We start from the raw sequence: 17,371 nt of genomic DNA on the forward strand, positions 1-17,371 counted from the left end.
GATTGCCTTTTCCAACAAGCGCTGGCTGCACTTCTTCATGCTGTTTGTCCCAGTGACAGGCTTGTGGATGAGTTCAGTGGGTGTGATTGGCTTAGCGGTAAACCTGCGGGCGTATGACTTCGTGTCCCAGGAAATCCGGGCGGCAGAAGATCCCGAATTTGAGACATTCTACACCAAGAACATTCTGCTTAACGAAGGTGTCCGAGCTTGGTTGGCGCCTCAAGACCAACCCCACCAGAAGTTTGAATTCCCTGAGGAAGTTCTACCTCGCGGTAACGCACTCTAATAAGTTGGGTTTAGTCATCAACTTTGCTCCCCTGCCTTCGGGTAGGGGTTTTTTTCTGTTCATGGTTAATATGACGAATGACGAAAAACTTTCCTGGCTTCCCCTTGCCAAATCTAAATGGTGTGTTATTCTAATTGAAGGTGAATAAACACCAAATAACTAACGGATTAAAAAACCGTACAGGGATTAAGGAGGTGATGCCCATGAGCGATAGTAGTAAAAGCATGGGTCATCTGATTGGAGTTAGCCGGCTGTGCGCCGGGGCTGTTCTCTAACAGTTAGCTCAGTTCTCTTCGGAGAACTCATATATTGAGAAACTGGGCTGGTTAAGGAGTTCCTTCCGGCAGTCTGGTTTCAATCAGAAGACCCGCTAGACCGCTCTCACTATAAGTGCTATAGATTTTATCTAAGTGCTTCCCGTGAGAGCGGATAGTTTTTTGGGCATTTTTTTAAAGTTGAAGGTGGGAGAAAAGGTATGGCTGAGTTACTCAGTGACGCAGAAATTCAAGAAAAAGTCAAGTCATTAGAAGGCTGGACTGTTGAAGGCAAAGAGTTACACACAACTCGCCAATTCAAAGATTTTGTCGAAGCGATCGCCTTTGTCAATAAGATTGTTGAACCCGCAGAAGCGGCTGGACATCATCCTGATTTAGCGATTTCGTATAACAAGGTGACAATTAGTCTCACCACCCATGATGCTGGGGGTTTGACAGCTAATGACTTTGAGATGGCTCAAACGCTGTCCCAGTTAAGCGCATAGCAGTAAAACGCTGATATGGCAAGGGCTTAAGTACCAGTTTAAAAAGCTTGACATCTAAGACTGCTTGTGTAATAAGCAGCCATTTTAGATATATAATTGGCAGTATTAGCAAAAGCTGACTGACTGGCAGATGGACAAGAGTTCCAAGATGAACCGGAAAATTAAGCGAAAAAATACCATCTGCCAATAGACGATGTACCATAGTGCGAGAAGGGCAATCAAATTCTTTCTGTAAAGGTGTGAGGACAGAAGATGTCGAAATTACTGTGGAAGTCTCTACTTATTAGCCCAGCGGTATTAGGTGTAACCTTGGTTGCATCTACGGTGGGAGTACGTGCAGCCGATAGCGCCAATCTGCCTATCACTGACACTCAAACAGCAACGCCAGAAGTTCAGTTCGATGGTGTTGCTGATATTACGGTTTCAGAAGAAATTGCGGTTAATCCGGAACAGTTAACTCCAGCCAGTCTAGAGGTGAAGCCAGAGGTACAACCGACCTTGGCTCAAGCTGTACCTGCTGCGCCCAATGACGCTGAGATTTTAAATCAAATCAATGACTACAGCAGCGAAGGCGGAAACTCCAGCGGGCAAGTGACAAGTGTGGGTCAGTTACGCGATGTTTCTCCGGGAGACTGGGCGTATGAAGCGCTACGCAGCCTAGTCGAACGCTACGGTTGTATCGCTGGGTATCCAGATGGTACATACCGGGGCAATCGGGCGCTGACTCGTTACGAATTTGCCGCTGGCTTGAATGCTTGTTTGAACCAAATTGAGCGTTTGATTGGTACGGGTGGTTTTGACGATTCTGAGTTAGAAACCCTGCGGCGCTTAATTCAGGAATTTGAAGCGGAACTAGCAACCCTAGGGGCGCGAGTTGATAATCTAGAAGGTCGTGTGGCGTTCTTGGAAGATAATCAGTTTTCCACGACGACTAAGTTACGGGGTGAAGTGATTTTTGCGCTCACCGACGAGTTTAATTCTGACTTTGACAATAACACTGTATTCCAAGACAGGGTTCGTCTAGAACTTAATACGAGCTTCACCGGTCAGGATCGGTTAGTGACTCGTCTAGCTGCCGGAAATGCAGATCTACTGAATACGGGTGCAGGTTTTGAAGCGACTCAAACCTTCAACATCGGAAATACAGATGGCAATGATGTCATTGTAGACTGGCTAGCATACTACTTTAATTTTGGCAGCTCCAAAGTTTACGTAGCTGGCGCAGGTGGGATTCATAGCGACTATGCTCCTACCCTGAATCCTTACTTTGAAGACTACGACGGTGGTAATGGTGCATTGTCTGCTTTTGCTTCTGAAAGCCCCATTTATCGTATCGGTGGTGGTGCAGGTGCAGCTATTAGCTTAGGTGCAGGTCCACTAGAACGAGTCTTAGGACCAAGTACATTGACTCTCGGTTACTTGGCAGGTCCTGGTGCAGAAAATCCCGGTGAAGATTTGGGGATCTTCAACGGTGAATATGCGGCACTAGCCCAGTTAAATTTCAACCTTGGTGATCGGATTGGTATTGGTGCGACTTACGTCCACGGTTATCATAATGCTGGCAGCGCCATATTTGATATTGGTGGTGGTGGTTCTGATGAGGGCTTCCCCAACTTTGGTAATGGTATTGTCGGTACTGGGCTCGCTAATAACCCAGGTTCCTTTGCCGGGGACGCCAACGACCGAGTTCCTATGGTAACTAACAGTTACGGGATACAAGCAGCATTCCGCTTGAGTGAAACAATTTCAATTAGTGGCTATGGTGCCTACACCGATGCAATCCTAATTGGTCGAGGCGATAGTGAAATCTGGACGTATGGTGCTGGCGTAGCCTTGTCTGACTTGGGTAAGGAAGGTAACGTACTCGGTATTTTTGGCGGTGTACAACCCTACGCCGGAAGTATTAATACTCCAAGCGATAATTTTGGACGAGAGGATGACGAGTTACCCTGGCACGTTGAAGCTTTCTACAAGTACCAACTCACGGATAATATCTCGGTTACTCCAGGTGTCATCTGGCTGCTTAATCCCGATCAGGATGACAATAATGAAGATGCAGTCATTGGTACCCTGAGAACGACTTTCACGTTCTAAGTCAATTCCGCAAACGGCAAAACTAGCCTGAAAATTCGCGAATGATATCACCCCGCCAGCAAGCGGGGTTTTTTCAGCTTGTCTAAGCTAAACCAACAAACCCCACCGGAAAACCGGGGTATACTGGGAATGATTGACCTGACATGAATCAATTTCTGTGGAACTCTCCTGTAAGACTGAATACACCCTACTTGCTCTCTTAGAACTCACGGGTCATTACAATCAGGGAGAACCCTTACAAATCCGACAGATTGCCGCGCAACAAAATATTCCCGATCGCTATTTAGAACAACTTCTGGCAACCTTGAGACGGGGCAATATAGTCCGTAGCCAACGGGGGTCTAAAGGCGGCTACCTCCTAGCGCGGGAACCCTGGACAATTACTCTATTGGATGTTATTAACTGCCTAGATGGTTCAACCGCCACAACGTCTGGTAGCCAAACCAATGCGATAACTGAAGCCAGTGCTATCGTCCAAGAAACATGGCAAGAAGTCCGCGATCGCACTAATGATATCTTGCGAGACTATACACTGCAAGATTTATGGGAGAAACTGAATAACAGGCAACAGTTGAACATTATGTATTACATCTAATATTACGATGTCCCTGTTTCCCGTTCCCTAACAAAGGACATAAAACGTAGCTTGCTTCTTTTTGGGAGTGAGTGTGACATAAGACGAATGACGAATGACAAATGACGAATGACAATCATTACCACACATTAGATATCCATCCGCAAGCAACAGTCCAAGAAATTAAGCAAGCCTACCGACGTTTAGCTAAACGCTTTCACCCCGATAGCCAAACTAAAACCGCTAACTCGGACAAAATTATCGAGATCAATGGGGCGTATGAAGTTCTCAGAGATCCTCAGCGACGCCATTCTTACGATCAACAGCTTTTCTATCCCCAGTTTTCATCCAAACGCCGCACTCACCAACAGCGTCACGAAGCGGCTCGAAAACAGTATAAACGTCAACGGGCGCGATCATACAATACTGACACTCACCTAGAAATCTGGTTGCAGCAAGTCTATAAACCAGTGAACCGATTGATTATTCCCATTCTCAAATCCCTAAACACTCAAATCAATCAACTCGCGGCTGATCCCTTTGATGACGAACTCATGGAAGACTTTCAAACCTATCTAGAAAACTGTCGTCATGATCTCAATCAGGCTCAGATTACCTTTCGTTCCCAACCTAATCCCGCCCCTGTTGCTGGTGTTGCAGCTTCCTTGTATTACTGTCTCAATCAGTTGGGAGATGGTATTGATGAGCTAGAACGGTTTACCTTCAATTACGACAAACATTACCTGCATACCGGTCAAGAACTCTTCAGAATCGCCACCAGCTTACGCCACGACGCTCAAGATGCCATTAAGCATCTAAATTATTAATTATAAATTCTATAATGAATGATTAACAAAAAACGAATTGCCAATGACAAAGGACGAATGACCAATTAACCAATATTCGTTTATTCTAGAAATAATGCTAATTTACAGAAATTTAAGATTCTGACTTGCCTCAAAAACGCATGAAATGCATCATTAACCGCCGAGCCCAGTTCTCTGCCAGTCATCGCTATTGGTTACCTGAACTGAGTGAAGCTCAAAACCAGCAGCAATTTGGTCGGGGTGCTCAGTTTCCTGGTCATGGACATAATTATGTCCTATTTGTTTCCCTTGAAGGTGACCTAGACGAATACGGTATGGTGCAAAACCTATCGCAAGTCAAAAAAGTGATCAAGCAAGAGGTTACCAGCCAATTGGACTATGCCTATCTGAATCATACTTGGCTAGACTTCCAGGAAACCCTACCTACGACCGAAAACATTGCGCGTGTCATCTGGCAAAAGCTAGCACCTTATTTGCCGCTTGTCAAGATACAGCTATTTGAACATCCAGAACTTTGGGCTGATTATTTAGGAAACGGAATGGAAGCATATCTCACCATATCGACCCACTTTAGCGCCGCTCATCGGCTGGCTCATCCCCAACTCAGTTATGACCAAAACTGTGAAATCTACGGCAAATGCGCTCGTCCCAATGGTCATGGACACAATTATCATTTAGAGGTAACCGTAAAAGGGGAAATTGACCCACGTACTGGGATGATTGTCGATTTGGGAGCCTTGCAGAAGGTAATCGATGATTATGTCGTCGAACCCTTTGACCATACCTTCCTGAACAAAGACATCCCTTACTTTGACCAGGTTGTGCCGACGGCAGAAAATATTGCCATCTATATTCGGCAATTACTCCAGTCACCGATTCAAAAATTAGGAGCGAAACTGCATAAAGTTAAACTCATTGAAAGTCCCAATAACTCCTGTGAAGTCTATTGTACAGGTGACACATCATCGGTAGAACCGGACGCGATCGCATCTCCTGTTCTAACATTTGTTTAGGGGAGAGTACCCCATCTACTCTATGATGATGTTGGTCTAGTAGTCAGCGCTCAAACCCCTGCCCCTGCCTTCCATAGTCGTTAAGAGTATAGATCCCCGGCTTTTTAGAGAAGTCGGGGATCTGGGTGCTGTTTGGCTTCCGGATGCTTCTTTCCCATTCACGTAACGAGTGAATAGAAGAGGGGAACATTGACATTCTCCCACCGTTAAATCAAAGATTGTAGCGGGATCATTCTCGCTGATTGAGGTAAATGAGCCAGGTATGGCAGAGTTTGAGTATCAGTTTTTTGCTTTCACCGAAGTCATGAGAAAAACTTTTGGTAAGATAGGCGAAAGCTTAATATTCTGCCTATTATACCCATCCTGCTCAGACAAACGATAAAATGTCCTACTTGAGGTCACAGTAGAGGAACTATGGAACCGAATCCACAAAAATCTGAATATACTGAGGGTAATCCCCCAGAGGTCAAGACGGCTCAAGCCGACGCTACAAAAAGCCCAGAGTCTAAAGTAGATGTCAATGTTGACCAACCTGGGACAGTTGCCCAACTCCCGCCTAATAATCAAGCCAAGCTTCCCGCTGCGGGTCAAACCACGGATCAAGCTTGGCAGGAATGGGTACAGCCTGTGTTTGACTTCCTGTCCAAACTTCCGGCGATAATCAGTGCATTTTATTACGAGTACCAACAAGCCATCATTTTGATTGGGCTAGTGATAGCCGGCTTTATCACCGTGTATGTTACCCTAGCTGTACTGGATGCCATTAACGACATTCCCTTATTAGCCCCAATTTTTGAACTTGTTGGGATTGGTTACACAATCTGGTTTATTGCCCGTTATCTTTGGAAAGCTGAAAGTCGCCAAGAATTGGCTCAAGAGTTTGATTCTCTTAAAGGGCAATTGCTTGGCAAAGACTCGACTCAGAGTTAAGTTAATCTCTATCCCTACCTGAATCTCGGATTTGGGTGGGGATAATTCTAAAAAACCAGTCCTGGGACTTATGAATAAGGGCGGGTTTTGTTGTTCTGTTATTGGTGAGGAGGGCGGGTTTTGTTGTTCCGTTATTGGTGAGGAGGGCGGGTTTTGTTGTTCCGTTATTGGTGAGGAGGGCGGGTTTTGTTGTTCCGTTATTGGTGAGGAGGGCGGGTTTTGTTGTTCCGTTATTTCAGCAATAGCTGACTTTAGTCCCTAAACCCGCCCCTACAGTCCCTAAACCCGCCCCTACAGTCCCTAAACCCGCCCCTACAGTCCCTAAACCCGCCCCTATAGTCCCTAAACCCGCCCCTACAATTAACTTAAATTAACTCGAGTAATTTTAGGTAAACGAACAATGTCTGACGCCCCCTCCTGACTGAGTTGATTTGCTGTTAATGATTTTACTAAATCAGCAATGCCTTCTGCTCCGATTTTTTGCAGGGTTTGCAAAAGCTGATAACTATGGCTAATTAACTCTGTAACCTGAATTTCCTCATAAATAGGTTGGTAGTCACCTAAGCGTCTAATTCCCTCCCCAAGCAAGATGACAGCGCCACGCCAGTTAAGATTATTGAGATGGTAGCAAGCTACCGAAATTTGTAATATACCTTGATAAAACTGTTTGTTTGGTTCGGCAGCCTCCATCCACAATGCCTCTAAGGTGTCATGACAGGCATAAAATTCCTGTTGATTAAATTGCTCGACACCTTGCCAAAATTGCTCAGTCATAGGTGATTAATTCCAGAGTATGAGTCATTGGTCATTTAGAGTTGAAAATGACCAATGACTTAAAGACAATTAAGCCATGCTATCTCGAACGGATTGAAGCTCCTCGATGGTAATTTCCTGCTGTTCTCCAGAAAATTCGTTGTCTGGTGTCAAAAACAACATACAGTGGCATTCTTTGCGCTCACGCATGGGGATGCAAGGACAATTCCAGTAGGTGGCTTTCACCTCCGCTTCTTTGTCTTCGTAATGACGGCATGGACATAGGGGTGAACCTAAATCATCTTTGTGTTTCGCTAATCCTTCGATGACGACAGCCGTTACCGACGGGTCAGCACAAAAGTAGGTGTCTGTTCGTTTAGCATAGGTTTCGGCGAAATTCTTCATCGCCGCCAGTGTTTTCTCATTGGAAAGATTTGTGCTTTCTGATGTACTCATAAGTAAAATTCGCTAGATACCTTATTCCTTAGTGTGGTTGTTCACTTTTCTTTGCATTTTAACGCAAGCCTTCTAAGTAGGGCTTGCTGCATAACCCAAAAACCTTGAGCCATCAATGCTTTGAGCAGTAGAGAAGGTTGTTCATCTTCAAGGAAATGTGAGACTATCTATCAAAACTATGGCGATAGAATCACCGAAAATGTACCCCTGCTCCCCCTGCGTCCCCCGCTTCCCCCGCTCTTCCTGCTTTTTACCTTAAGTTGACACCAAGGGTACTGCTCACCCGCCTCATCTGAGGGTGCCATTCCGGTTAAATCCGGCTAAGGGACTGTTGTAGCTGACGTTGTAAGGGTTCCTCTTTATCAATAATTTGACCCGCGCAATTGGTCAGTCCTGAGGTGTGCCGTTCAGGTTGGGCTACTGTGGATGGTGACCAAAATAACCAACGACTACCCGGCGGAAGGGAATTGAGACTGGCGGATTGTTGGGTGAGCCAAATTAAGGGAAGATGGGGAGGATCGCCAGCGTCTGCATCTTCTCCCGGTTGGGTCGCAGCTAGGGCTTCTAAGACAACTTGATTTCCGTGTAATAATCCGGTTCTAGCTGTCCAGAGTCTAGCGTCAAGCTGACGAGAACAGGCATAGAAATAGAGGGAGGCGGCGGCAATCACGGCTGATTCAAAATCCTCGGATTGCCAACTTACCGCACTATCAAGGCAAATTACAATTTCTTGAGACCCCGTAAAGACTTCTAACTCCCGTACCATCAATTCTCCATACCGGGCGCTGGTACGCCAATGAATCAGACGAGTTGGATCACCTACGCGGTAAGGTCGTAGCGATCGCGTCAGGTCTTCTGTGGCGGATTGAGAACGGCGATCGCTTAACAGTTGTAGACTATCATCTGTGCCAATTTCGTCAACGATTGGACAACTGGTTAAGGGTAATACCGTAGGATACACAATTGCTGTGGCTGGCGCATGGCGGCTACGACGACACCAAAATAATCCTAAGGGGTTTCCAGTTCTTAGTTGGATTTCATGCCAGTGGTAGACGCCCCGCTTAGTGGTGGAATGGAAATAAACCCAGTGATAGACCCCCCTCGGCGCAATCGTTTCGATCGCGGTTTGCACGGGTTTTCCCAGTTCCGATTGGAGAATGTCCTGAACTTGTAATAACGTTTTGGGTTTAGGGGTAGGATTTTCAATATCGATTTCAATGGTGAGTTCGTCACCCACACTAACCGGAAAGAGGGGACGGCGGTGGACTTGAAGATGACGTAGCGATCGCGGCGGTAAGATAACCGCTAACCCCAATAGCGCAAACGTTATACCACTGATGACATACAGCCACCCTGACATAGTATTGGTCGCCGCGCCAAAGAAACAAATCGCAATACCCGCTAATATCCATCCAGCATAAGCAGGAGTGACCCAATGGGTTTCTAACCAATCCGTGATTCGAGTGATGATGCCCATTTGACACACTCCTTACACCGCTTAGGCTTTTATCTTCTCACATTAAATCAAACAATAGATTATTACTGCTGGTGAAACCATGCCGTTAACGCCACCGCCAAAGCATCGGCTGCATCATCTGGCTTAGGTATACTCTCTAAATTTAACTCTCGCGCCACCGCTTGCTGTACCTCGTGCTTGTCTGCATTCCCATAACCTGTCAACGCTTGCTTCACCTGTCCAGGTGTAAACTCTACCATTGGCACCTGATGCTGGGCTAACACCAAGGTGACAACCCCCCGTGCCTGAGCCACGGTAATTGTATTACCCATCCGGTAAAAAAACAGCTTCTCTACGGCAACTAGATCCGGTTGGCACTGCTCCAGGATAGTATGTAAATCTTCGTAAATTGTACAGAGTCGCTTTCCCAGTTCCGTCCGCGCTGGCGTCTGAATGACACCAAAATCCAATAACTGTACAGATTCAGATGTCGATTTTCCCCGAACCTTGGTCATTGGTTTAACTTCAGCTTGGCAGATAATTGCCCCAAAGCCTAAAATCGCTAACCCTGGGTCTAGTCCTAAAATTCGCTTTCCCATCGACCTTGCTGTCTCCTAGAACACCAGTCTAGTGCATGATGGCAAACGTGTCTGAACTCAAAACTCATACCAAGTTGCGTTCTAACGTGTCATTCTGAGCCTAGCGTTGGGTCAAAACGTCCTCATTCAGGCAGATGCCATGAACAGTAAGACCTGCATTCAAGGGATGATTGTGTAGCTCGTGTTACAGTTTTGAGGAATTATAGCATCGACTTCGATGACACCGACTGGTGTTCTAGTCGTTGTGATTATTGACGTTCTCCGTTGGATTAATCAGTCGTCCCGGTATAATTTCCAAAATGTATCCTGACCAACCCATCCTCCCAGCTAATAAAAGAATATGGCACAGTTGACAGCAGACAATCCGACACCTCCCGTCAAGGACTTGAGCAATTGCCCTGCTCTTAGCTAAAGTCTATCCAGTTTTGTTCTCCGTTTCTGGTATCAGCAATGTCCTCAATTAGTCTCCTCAAACGCGCTCTACGAACCCTGCATAACGAGTCAAGAGGTAGGACGCCCCGACAAGTGAATCGGTGGTTTAAGTGGTTAGCCCCTGGACTATTCGTCAAACGCTGGTTGCTTCTCAGTGCCATAGGTGTACTACTAACGAGTCTGGGGGTAGCGATTTGGGCAAAGCTGACCCCCATTTTTTACTTAATCCAACTCACGTCCACCATTCTGGAAACCATCACCACAGTTATTCCCAACTATGTATCCGGACCGATCGCGATTATTTGTGGTCTGATGTTTATCTTCTGGGGACAAACCCGGACGGTGGGTTCGATTACGGAGGCATTAAAACCCGGAGGCGATGAAGAACTGGTAGACGTGCTGATCGCCCATCGTCGCCTGTATCGTGGTCCGAAAATTGTCGTCGTGGGCGGCGGTACTGGGTTGTCTACCTTACTCCGAGGACTGAAAATTTACAGCGCCCATATCACTGCCATTGTCACCGTAGCCGATGATGGCGGTTCCTCTGGGCGGCTGCGGCAAGAATTTGGGGTTCTGCCTCCGGGAGATATTCGCAACTGTTTGGCAGCTTTAGCAGACCAAGAAAAACTATTAACCGAACTGTTTCAATACCGTTTCTCAGCGGGGAATGGTCTAGTGGGTCACAGTTTTGGTAATTTATTTTTGACGGCAATGAGCGAGATTACGGGGGACTTAGAACGGGCAATTGCCGCCAGTTCTGAAGTTTTAGCGGTGCGAGGACGAGTTCTTCCGGCGACATTGAGTGATGTCTGTCTCTGGGCAGAATTAGAAGATGGGCGTCGGATTGAAGGCGAATCGAATATTACGGCTGCCAATGGTAAAATCGTCAAGATGGGTTGCACGCCAGAAAATCCTCCAGCTCTTCCCGCTGTTCTCAAAGCGATTCACGAAGCCGATTACATTATTATTGGTCCGGGTAGTCTGTATACCAGCATCCTGCCGAATCTGTTAGTGCCAGAAATTACGGATGCGATCGCGGCAAGTACTGCTCCCCGAATCTATGTGTGTAATATCATGACTCAACCGGGTGAAACGGACGGATATACGGTTGCTGATCATATTCGCGCCCTGGACAATGGTTGTGGTCACTCTTTGTTTGATGCGGTTTTGGTGCATCGAAAAGTGCCTTCTGCCGAAGCATTGATTAAGTATGCCCAAGTCAATTCCCACCCTGTTTTTCTGGATCGCGAAGCAACCGAGGAGTTAGGACGCCGCATTGTTTTAGCGAATGTCATGGATGAAGATGAGCACACGAATCTAGTCCGCCATAATCCGGAAAAGTTAGCACGGGTGTTACTACGCTGGTACAGTCGCGCTCATCTGATGTAAAAAGGTAGGAATGACTAAATTCCGTCTAACCGATGCACAAGCCACGCGATCGCTAGGTGTTCGTCTGGGGGAATCTTTGCCCCCAGGTACTGTGATTCTGCTAGAGGGGGATTTAGGTGCGGGTAAAACCACACTGGTGCAGGGAATTGGTGCAGGCTTGGGAATCACCGACGCGATCGTCAGTCCCACGTTTACTCTGATTAACGAATATCCCGAAGGACGCATTCCCCTCTATCATCTAGATTTGTACCGCCTAGAACCTGAAGCCGTAGCCGCGTTAGACCTAGAAAGCTATTGGGAAGGCGTGGAAATGCCCCTAGGAATCGTCGCGATCGAGTGGGCGGATCGATTACCCTATTTACCAGAATCTTATCTGCATTTGAATTTAACCTATTTAAGCGAAGGTGGACGTCAAGCCCAACTCATTTCTGTCTCAACGGGGAAATCTGAGGCGGCGATGGAACTGCCTCTATAAGGATAAGTAGTCGGACTTTCATTAAAGTTGACGGTTGAGATGGGGGAACAGGGAATAGGGAACAGGGAACAGTAAAGATTTGAGGCTTGTTAACATTTCTTAGTACAGCGGACAAATGATAAGCTATTCGGCATTTAAACCTTAATATCAATAATGGCGTAATCCTTGTAGTGCGTTTAGCGAAGCCATGCCGCAGGCTTTGCATCTTGCTCGCTACTAATACCCAATTTAAATGCATGACAGCTTAAATCACTCCAAATTCGCCAAATTCATTTTACTAGAGCCATTTTTAAACTCATTCTGATAGGCATTTATTTTCTCGACAAATTCTTCGGTCAACCGCATAAACGCTTTTGCCCCTGAAGAATTGGGAGAAGCGATAACCGCCGGCATAAAACTATCAACAGCCTTAGCCACATTCACATCCATCGGAATGCGATTCTTAAACAATTGCGTCGGAACAAAATCTTCGGTTACCCGATTCATCACCTGCTTGTAATATCGACCCAGCAATCCTCCGGATAAAATAAAGACAATGCCTAATAACTGTAAGTCGAGAGACGTGCCAGACTTATGGCTCTCCTTCAATTTGGCAATCCGCCGTTCTAAGAGTTGAATTCCCACAACCGATAACGGTTCAGGGCGAGCCGGAAGTAAATAAAAATCACTGGCAACAATACCGCTACGGGTTAACAGATTATAGCCAGGAGCGCAATCTAAGATAATAAAATCATAGTTATCTATCACAGGTTCTAAAATACTTTTAATCAACAGCCGCTCAAACCGATTCCACACCTGATTAAAATTGGGAGTCTCTTCGCGACTGGCTTCTTGATGCAGCATCTCGGAGACTAAATACTCATCATACAGATCAATGTCTCCCGGCAATAAATCCAGTCCTTTTACCGAACAAACGTAAGATTTAATAACATCCTGAATCGTCAGTTTGGCGTGGCGATTGGGACGAATTGCCTTATCAATTAACTGATTCAGCGTGCGTCTCGCTTTTCTGGCTTTAGCAAAATCTTGAGGGGCGATTAAGCTGAGTGTAGCGCTGATTTGGGTATCTAAATCAACCACTAAAACCCGTTTTTGATGCTGTTTCGCCAAGCAAGTTGCCAAGTTGACGGTTAGCGTCGTCTTTCCAACGCCGCCTTTCATGTTAACTGTGGCAATGACAAATCCCATGATAAAATCCTCTTGGAGAAACGTTACCCAGTTCGGTATCAGCCAGCCTAGATTATCAACGCTGTATTGCGTCTGAAATTTCCCTAGCTTTAGGCAACAGTCTACTATGGTAAGCGATTTTACCCATCAAGTGAATAAGTTTCTGTAGGGGCGGGTTTCACAATTATCGTTTCTTTCCCCACCCATAAGTAACTAAACCCGCCCCGCCCCTAGGGTATAATTATCACAGGGTACATTTTATCCCTGGTTTCCATCAGAAGGGCGGGTTTAGTCAAGTGATGGGTTTGTGGCAAACTGTTAGCGGTAAAACCCGCCCCTACAACCATGCGTTTCTACCTTTTACTATCTCCCCCATCTCCCCCATCTCCCCCATCTCCCCCATCTCCCTCAATCCCTAACCCTAAGCAATTCGCTGGAGAAATTCTTTGGTTAACTCAGTAAACGCTTTCGCCCCCGTGGAAGCGGGTTCAGTGAGAACCACGGGTTGAAACTCATCAACGGCTTTAGCGATGGCGACATTGGTGGGGATTTCGGTGATAAAGACTTTATCGTCACCAAAATCAGAACGGACTCGCTTCTTGACTTTTGCCGCCATCGTTGTCGCATGACCGAGGGAAGAAAAGACAATACCCAGTAGATTGAGTGTAGCGCGATCGCTCTGCTTTAATCTTCTGATGCGACCTTCCAAAATCCCCATCCCTACAACCGATAAAGGTTCAGGCTTGGCGGGAATCAGATAAAAGTCACTGGCAATTATACCACTGCGCGTCAGCAAATTATCTCCTGGCGGAAAATCCAGCAGAATCCAGTCATAATTAGAGACAATCGGTTGAATAATCCGCTTCACTAACGCATCTTCCAGATGATTCCAGCCTTTTTCAAAGTCTTGCTGATTGCTATGGGCTTGTGTATAAATCTGGGTAGCTAATAAGAAATCGTTGTACAGTTCGATATTACCAGGGATCAAGTCCAATCCTTTGACCTGACAAATGTTGGGGACAATCACCTCGTTAACAAGCAGAGACGACAACGAATGGGATTGAAAGGCTTGATTAACTAATTGTTGTAGCGTGCGCTTTTGTTTACGGCATTTCGTAAACTGTACCGGAGGGATAAGGCTGAGAGTCGCATTAATCTGGGTATCGAGATCAACGATTAAGACTCGCATCCCATGTTCTTTAGCTAGACTTGTCCCCAAGTTGACGGTGAGTGTGGTTTTGCCCACACCTCCTTTCATATTGACGATTGAAATAACGTGTCCCATTCATGGTTGTTTTGACGATGCTTATATCATACTCTGATCTGCCTTATACGGTGGAGAGGGAGGGCGTTAGTCAGGGCGAGTTTAGTCACTTATGGGTCAAAAATAAACGATAATGGTAAAACCCGCCCCTACACAAAACTATCGCACTCCCTCTGCGTACCTCTGCGTTAAAACCTCTGCGTACCTCTGCGTTGAAAAAATATCCTTCCCACTTTACAATTCAATCCTTCGAGCAAATAAACTCTGCAACCGCTGCAACTTCGCCCCAACTTGATACAGTAAATCTCCTTTCCCTAAAAGATAAGCCGCTTCCGATTGTTTCCCGCCTAAAATAATCTCAGAATCCGCTTCGCTAGCTGTCCGCAACGCTACTCGCCCCGGCAAATTTGAACGGATAATCGGTGTAACCACTTTCGCTTCGGGGCGTTGCGTGGCAATAATTAAATGGATACCCGCTGCTCTCGCCATTGAACCTAATCGTTTGATACTCAATTCTAAAGCATTGCGGATATCTTTTTCGGTCATAAAGTCAGCATATTCGTCAAAGATACAGACAAGACGGGGTAAAGGTGGGTTATTCTGTTGATTATAAGCGTCGAGATGAGAACATCCCGCTTGCTCAAATCGCTGATAACGCCGTTCCATTTCCGCGACTAAATTTTCCATCAACGCGATCGCATCTTCGCTATCCTTAACGATGGGAGCGTACAACCAGGGGATTTGCGCGAATTCGGGAAAGGTGACACGCTTGGGATCAACCAGGGCGATTTTAAGCTGCTGAGGGGAATGGCGATAGAGTAAGGATAACAGGAGCGATCGCAAAAATTCACTTTTCCCGCTTCCGGTGGTTCCCCCCACCAGAAAGTGACAGGTATTCGCATCGGATAAGTCGGCTTCCACGAGGTTCCCATCTAAATCCACACCAATGGCAATTTTTACGGGAGCCTGAGTCGATGTCCGGGATGTGATATATTTCTCAAACTGCGCCACTTGTCGATCTGGACGTGGTAAATCGACGCTGACATAGCCAGGTTGGGGCGCAATTAGGGGAGGATGAGTAATCCCAAGCTGTACCTGTAAATCAGCCGATAATCTCAGCAACCTGTTAACCGTTACCCCCAGACTCGGTCTCAGTTTCACCCGAATAAACGCTGGACCAACGGCTGTTCCCACACAAGTCACGTCTATTTTAAAGGATTGTAACGTCTCAACTAACTGTTGCGCGATCGCATCACTGTTCGTAGTAAGCGCTTTAGCGCCATCACTGTTCGTAGTAAGCGCTTTAGCGCCATCAGTCTTTGTCGTAGACACTTCAGCGCCATCAGAAGTCCCCTCATCTTCCCTTTTCCTTGGCTGTGTATCTGTACTCCTCACATCAAAGTAGGTTTGACAGGTTTCCTGTTGAGGACAGATTTCACACAAGTGAGCATTCGACGTGAGCGGCGGCGGATTTGAATGAGTCTGTCGCCAACTCACCCAATCCTGCATTTGCTGTAACTTATGAGGAATCAAATCATGGACAGCCGCTTCCAACTGTTCCCAAGAATACGCATACTCCTTAAACTCTGGGAGAACACAATACACCGCTGAATCAACCACCACTCCTTTCGTTTTATTGAGCATATAACCATAGAGTGCCACTTGAGCCAACTGCGCTGATGGGTCAACGGGTTCGTAGGTCTTATAATCAATTAAACAGAGACGATTGCGTTCAAAATTAAACACTAAACTATCAAATCGCCCTGTCACCTCCTGGGATGTACCATTAGGTAGATTAAAGTGATAACTAAGCTTATTTTCTTCTAAAATAAAGGTTTGATGAATAACCATTTGATGCAAACAATAGCGGCGATTTACCACTAATAATTCGACCCAACGCTGAATTAGAGCGGTTAAGCCTTGCCACAGCTTTGGCAATACCGTCGCCATTTCGGGATGGGATTCGATGTAGGGAAAAAATACCTGTTGATAAAATATTTCCTGCATTCCCATGGCGACAGCTTCGCGATTTAATTGCTCAGCGGACGGTTCTAATAAGTCGGAAACGTGGGAATTTGCTTGAGCGAGTTTGATAAATTGTTCGGCTAAGGTGTGAAACGCTGTACCAATTCCGATAGATTGACCGGGTGGAATAAATAAAGTGTTCCCATCAAAATGTTGTTTTAAATAGAATAAACGTGGACATTCAAACGCCACGCGCACTTTAGTTGCACTGAAGGGAGGATGTTCGGCTGTTTCGGGTTGTGGCTTGGGTGTGATCACGACTGGGGGTGGAGTAGGGGGCTGTGTTAATTGTAATAAATGGCGATGGACATGAGCTAAATAAACTGTGTCCATTTTGGCATAGTGCAGTTGTTTGGCGGTGAGGGGGCGCTGTCCCCAATCACTGTTTTGTTCGGTTTTATCAACGTTGGTGAAGTGACAGAGTTCTACGGCGAGGGTTTTGAGTTGTTTGTTGGAGACTTGCAGGGGATTTTTGCGGGATTTTTTGGTTAGTTTCCGAACGAGTTTGAAGGTACAGGTAATATTTTGGGCTTGTTGGCTCCCACCGAGAAATTTTAGATCAAAGCTGGCGTTGTGAAAGACTTTCTCGATGTTGGGGTTAACCATAATCTGAGCGACGAAATCCCTGACGATATCGGGGTTATCGAGGACATCAAAAATATAAGCGCGATCGCCTGTTCTGTCTGTGGGATCTGCTAATATTTGAATCAGGGAAAGTCTGGGGTTTGATGTTTGCCAGTCAGCGACTTCTGTGTCTAGCCAGAGAGTTGGATAGGTGGCGAGTTGGGATATAGTTTGGCGGATTTCATTGGGGGTGGTGAGGTACATGGGAGGATTTTTTTAAACGCAGAGTAACGCAGAGGTAGGCGCA

The 17,371-nt window shown here is 46.1% G+C and carries 15 protein-coding genes and 1 pseudogene; 9 read left to right on the top strand and 7 right to left on the bottom strand.

Going from position 1 to position 17,371, the window contains the following annotated elements; translation table 11 throughout:
* The 7 genes and pseudogenes from RH949_RS00415 to RH949_RS00445 all read left to right on the top strand — a co-directional run.
* A pseudogene (locus RH949_RS00415) lies at positions 1–286 on the top strand (photosystem II D2 protein (photosystem q(a) protein)); the annotation flags it as partial.
* Positions 287–761: 475 nt separating this feature from the next.
* Positions 762–1,046, top strand: a complete 285-nt coding sequence (locus tag RH949_RS00420; protein WP_446351590.1) for a 4a-hydroxytetrahydrobiopterin dehydratase — start codon at positions 762–764, stop codon at positions 1,044–1,046.
* A 252-nt stretch (positions 1,047–1,298) separates the two neighbouring features.
* Positions 1,299–3,140 carry an iron uptake porin gene (locus RH949_RS00425; protein WP_446351591.1) on the top strand — a complete coding sequence of 614 codons (1,842 nt, stop codon included), beginning with the start codon at positions 1,299–1,301 and terminating at the stop codon, positions 3,138–3,140.
* A 157-nt stretch (positions 3,141–3,297) separates the two neighbouring features.
* A complete protein-coding gene (locus tag RH949_RS00430) occupies positions 3,298–3,735 on the top strand; it encodes an RrF2 family transcriptional regulator (RefSeq protein ID WP_446351592.1) in 438 nt (145 codons plus the stop codon).
* A gap of 101 nt (positions 3,736–3,836) precedes the next feature.
* On the top strand, positions 3,837–4,541 hold the full coding sequence (locus RH949_RS00435) for a J domain-containing protein (RefSeq protein WP_446351593.1): 705 nt from the start codon (positions 3,837–3,839) through the stop codon (positions 4,539–4,541).
* Between the two features lie 140 nt (positions 4,542–4,681).
* On the top strand, positions 4,682–5,554 hold the full coding sequence (locus RH949_RS00440; RefSeq protein ID WP_006099672.1) for a 6-pyruvoyl trahydropterin synthase family protein: 873 nt from the start codon (positions 4,682–4,684) through the stop codon (positions 5,552–5,554).
* A gap of 414 nt (positions 5,555–5,968) precedes the next feature.
* Positions 5,969–6,484, top strand: a complete 516-nt coding sequence (locus RH949_RS00445) for a CAAD domain-containing protein (protein WP_006099737.1) — start codon at positions 5,969–5,971, stop codon at positions 6,482–6,484.
* Positions 6,485–6,844: 360 nt separating this feature from the next.
* Here RH949_RS00445 and RH949_RS00450 read toward each other — a convergent pair whose 3' ends face one another.
* The 4 genes from RH949_RS00450 to ruvC all read right to left on the bottom strand — a co-directional run bounded on the left by RH949_RS00450 (position 6,845) and on the right by ruvC (position 9,748).
* Positions 6,845–7,258, bottom strand: a complete 414-nt coding sequence (locus RH949_RS00450) for a DUF309 domain-containing protein (RefSeq protein ID WP_446351594.1) — start codon at positions 7,256–7,258, stop codon at positions 6,845–6,847.
* A 69-nt stretch (positions 7,259–7,327) separates the two neighbouring features.
* Positions 7,328–7,693: a ferredoxin-thioredoxin reductase catalytic domain-containing protein gene (locus tag RH949_RS00455; protein WP_006099813.1), complete on the bottom strand. Its 366-nt coding sequence runs from the start codon at positions 7,691–7,693 to the stop codon at positions 7,328–7,330.
* Positions 7,694–8,003: 310 nt separating this feature from the next.
* Entirely contained in the window at positions 8,004–9,170 is a 1,167-nt protein-coding gene (locus RH949_RS00460; protein ID WP_446351595.1) for a DUF58 domain-containing protein, read from the bottom strand.
* Positions 9,171–9,232: 62 nt separating this feature from the next.
* A complete protein-coding gene (gene ruvC / locus RH949_RS00465; RefSeq protein WP_006099867.1) occupies positions 9,233–9,748 on the bottom strand; it encodes a crossover junction endodeoxyribonuclease RuvC in 516 nt (171 codons plus the stop codon).
* A 450-nt stretch (positions 9,749–10,198) separates the two neighbouring features.
* Between ruvC and RH949_RS00470 the strand changes: the two genes are divergently transcribed.
* Both RH949_RS00470 and RH949_RS00475 read left to right on the top strand, forming a co-directional pair.
* Positions 10,199–11,569, top strand: coding sequence for a gluconeogenesis factor YvcK family protein (locus RH949_RS00470; RefSeq protein WP_446342111.1), 1,371 nt, complete (start codon positions 10,199–10,201; stop codon positions 11,567–11,569).
* Positions 11,570–11,579: 10 nt separating this feature from the next.
* Positions 11,580–12,044, top strand: coding sequence for a bifunctional alanine racemase/tRNA (adenosine(37)-N6)-threonylcarbamoyltransferase complex ATPase subunit type 1 TsaE (locus RH949_RS00475; protein ID WP_006099832.1), 465 nt, complete (start codon positions 11,580–11,582; stop codon positions 12,042–12,044).
* A gap of 249 nt (positions 12,045–12,293) precedes the next feature.
* Here RH949_RS00475 and RH949_RS00480 read toward each other — a convergent pair whose 3' ends face one another.
* The 3 genes from RH949_RS00480 to RH949_RS00490 form a co-directional block, all read right to left on the bottom strand.
* Positions 12,294–13,232 carry a ParA family protein gene (locus RH949_RS00480; protein ID WP_006099660.1) on the bottom strand — a complete coding sequence of 313 codons (939 nt, stop codon included), beginning with the start codon at positions 13,230–13,232 and terminating at the stop codon, positions 12,294–12,296.
* Between the two features lie 400 nt (positions 13,233–13,632).
* Entirely contained in the window at positions 13,633–14,496 is an 864-nt protein-coding gene (locus RH949_RS00485; protein WP_446351596.1) for a ParA family protein, read from the bottom strand.
* A gap of 213 nt (positions 14,497–14,709) precedes the next feature.
* The gene (locus RH949_RS00490) at positions 14,710–17,328 is read right to left on the bottom strand and encodes a DNA translocase FtsK (protein WP_446351597.1); all 2,619 of its coding nucleotides are present in this window, start codon (positions 17,326–17,328) and stop codon (positions 14,710–14,712) included.
* Between the last annotated feature and the right edge of the window lie 43 nt (positions 17,329–17,371).

The organism is Coleofasciculus sp. A1-SPW-01 (genome assembly GCF_040217205.1).
In the GTDB taxonomy this organism is placed as follows: Bacteria; Cyanobacteriota; Cyanobacteriia; order Cyanobacteriales; family Coleofasciculaceae; genus Coleofasciculus; species Coleofasciculus chthonoplastes_A.

Coding starts and splice junctions, on each gene's coding strand:
- RH949_RS00435 (WP_446351593.1), top strand. CDS start 3,837: ATGACGAATGACAATCATTACCACACATTAGATATCCATCCGCAAGCA.
- RH949_RS00470 (WP_446342111.1), top strand. CDS start 10,199: ATGTCCTCAATTAGTCTCCTCAAACGCGCTCTACGAACCCTGCATAAC.
- RH949_RS00420 (WP_446351590.1), top strand. CDS start 762: ATGGCTGAGTTACTCAGTGACGCAGAAATTCAAGAAAAAGTCAAGTCA.
- RH949_RS00440 (WP_006099672.1), top strand. CDS start 4,682: ATGAAATGCATCATTAACCGCCGAGCCCAGTTCTCTGCCAGTCATCGC.
- RH949_RS00455 (WP_006099813.1), bottom strand. CDS start 7,693: ATGAGTACATCAGAAAGCACAAATCTTTCCAATGAGAAAACACTGGCG.
- RH949_RS00480 (WP_006099660.1), bottom strand. CDS start 13,232: ATGGGATTTGTCATTGCCACAGTTAACATGAAAGGCGGCGTTGGAAAG.
- RH949_RS00460 (WP_446351595.1), bottom strand. CDS start 9,170: ATGGGCATCATCACTCGAATCACGGATTGGTTAGAAACCCATTGGGTC.
- RH949_RS00475 (WP_006099832.1), top strand. CDS start 11,580: ATGACTAAATTCCGTCTAACCGATGCACAAGCCACGCGATCGCTAGGT.
- RH949_RS00485 (WP_446351596.1), bottom strand. CDS start 14,496: ATGGGACACGTTATTTCAATCGTCAATATGAAAGGAGGTGTGGGCAAA.
- RH949_RS00425 (WP_446351591.1), top strand. CDS start 1,299: ATGTCGAAATTACTGTGGAAGTCTCTACTTATTAGCCCAGCGGTATTA.
- RH949_RS00445 (WP_006099737.1), top strand. CDS start 5,969: ATGGAACCGAATCCACAAAAATCTGAATATACTGAGGGTAATCCCCCA.
- RH949_RS00450 (WP_446351594.1), bottom strand. CDS start 7,258: ATGACTGAGCAATTTTGGCAAGGTGTCGAGCAATTTAATCAACAGGAA.
- RH949_RS00490 (WP_446351597.1), bottom strand. CDS start 17,328: ATGTACCTCACCACCCCCAATGAAATCCGCCAAACTATATCCCAACTC.
- ruvC (WP_006099867.1), bottom strand. CDS start 9,748: ATGGGAAAGCGAATTTTAGGACTAGACCCAGGGTTAGCGATTTTAGGC.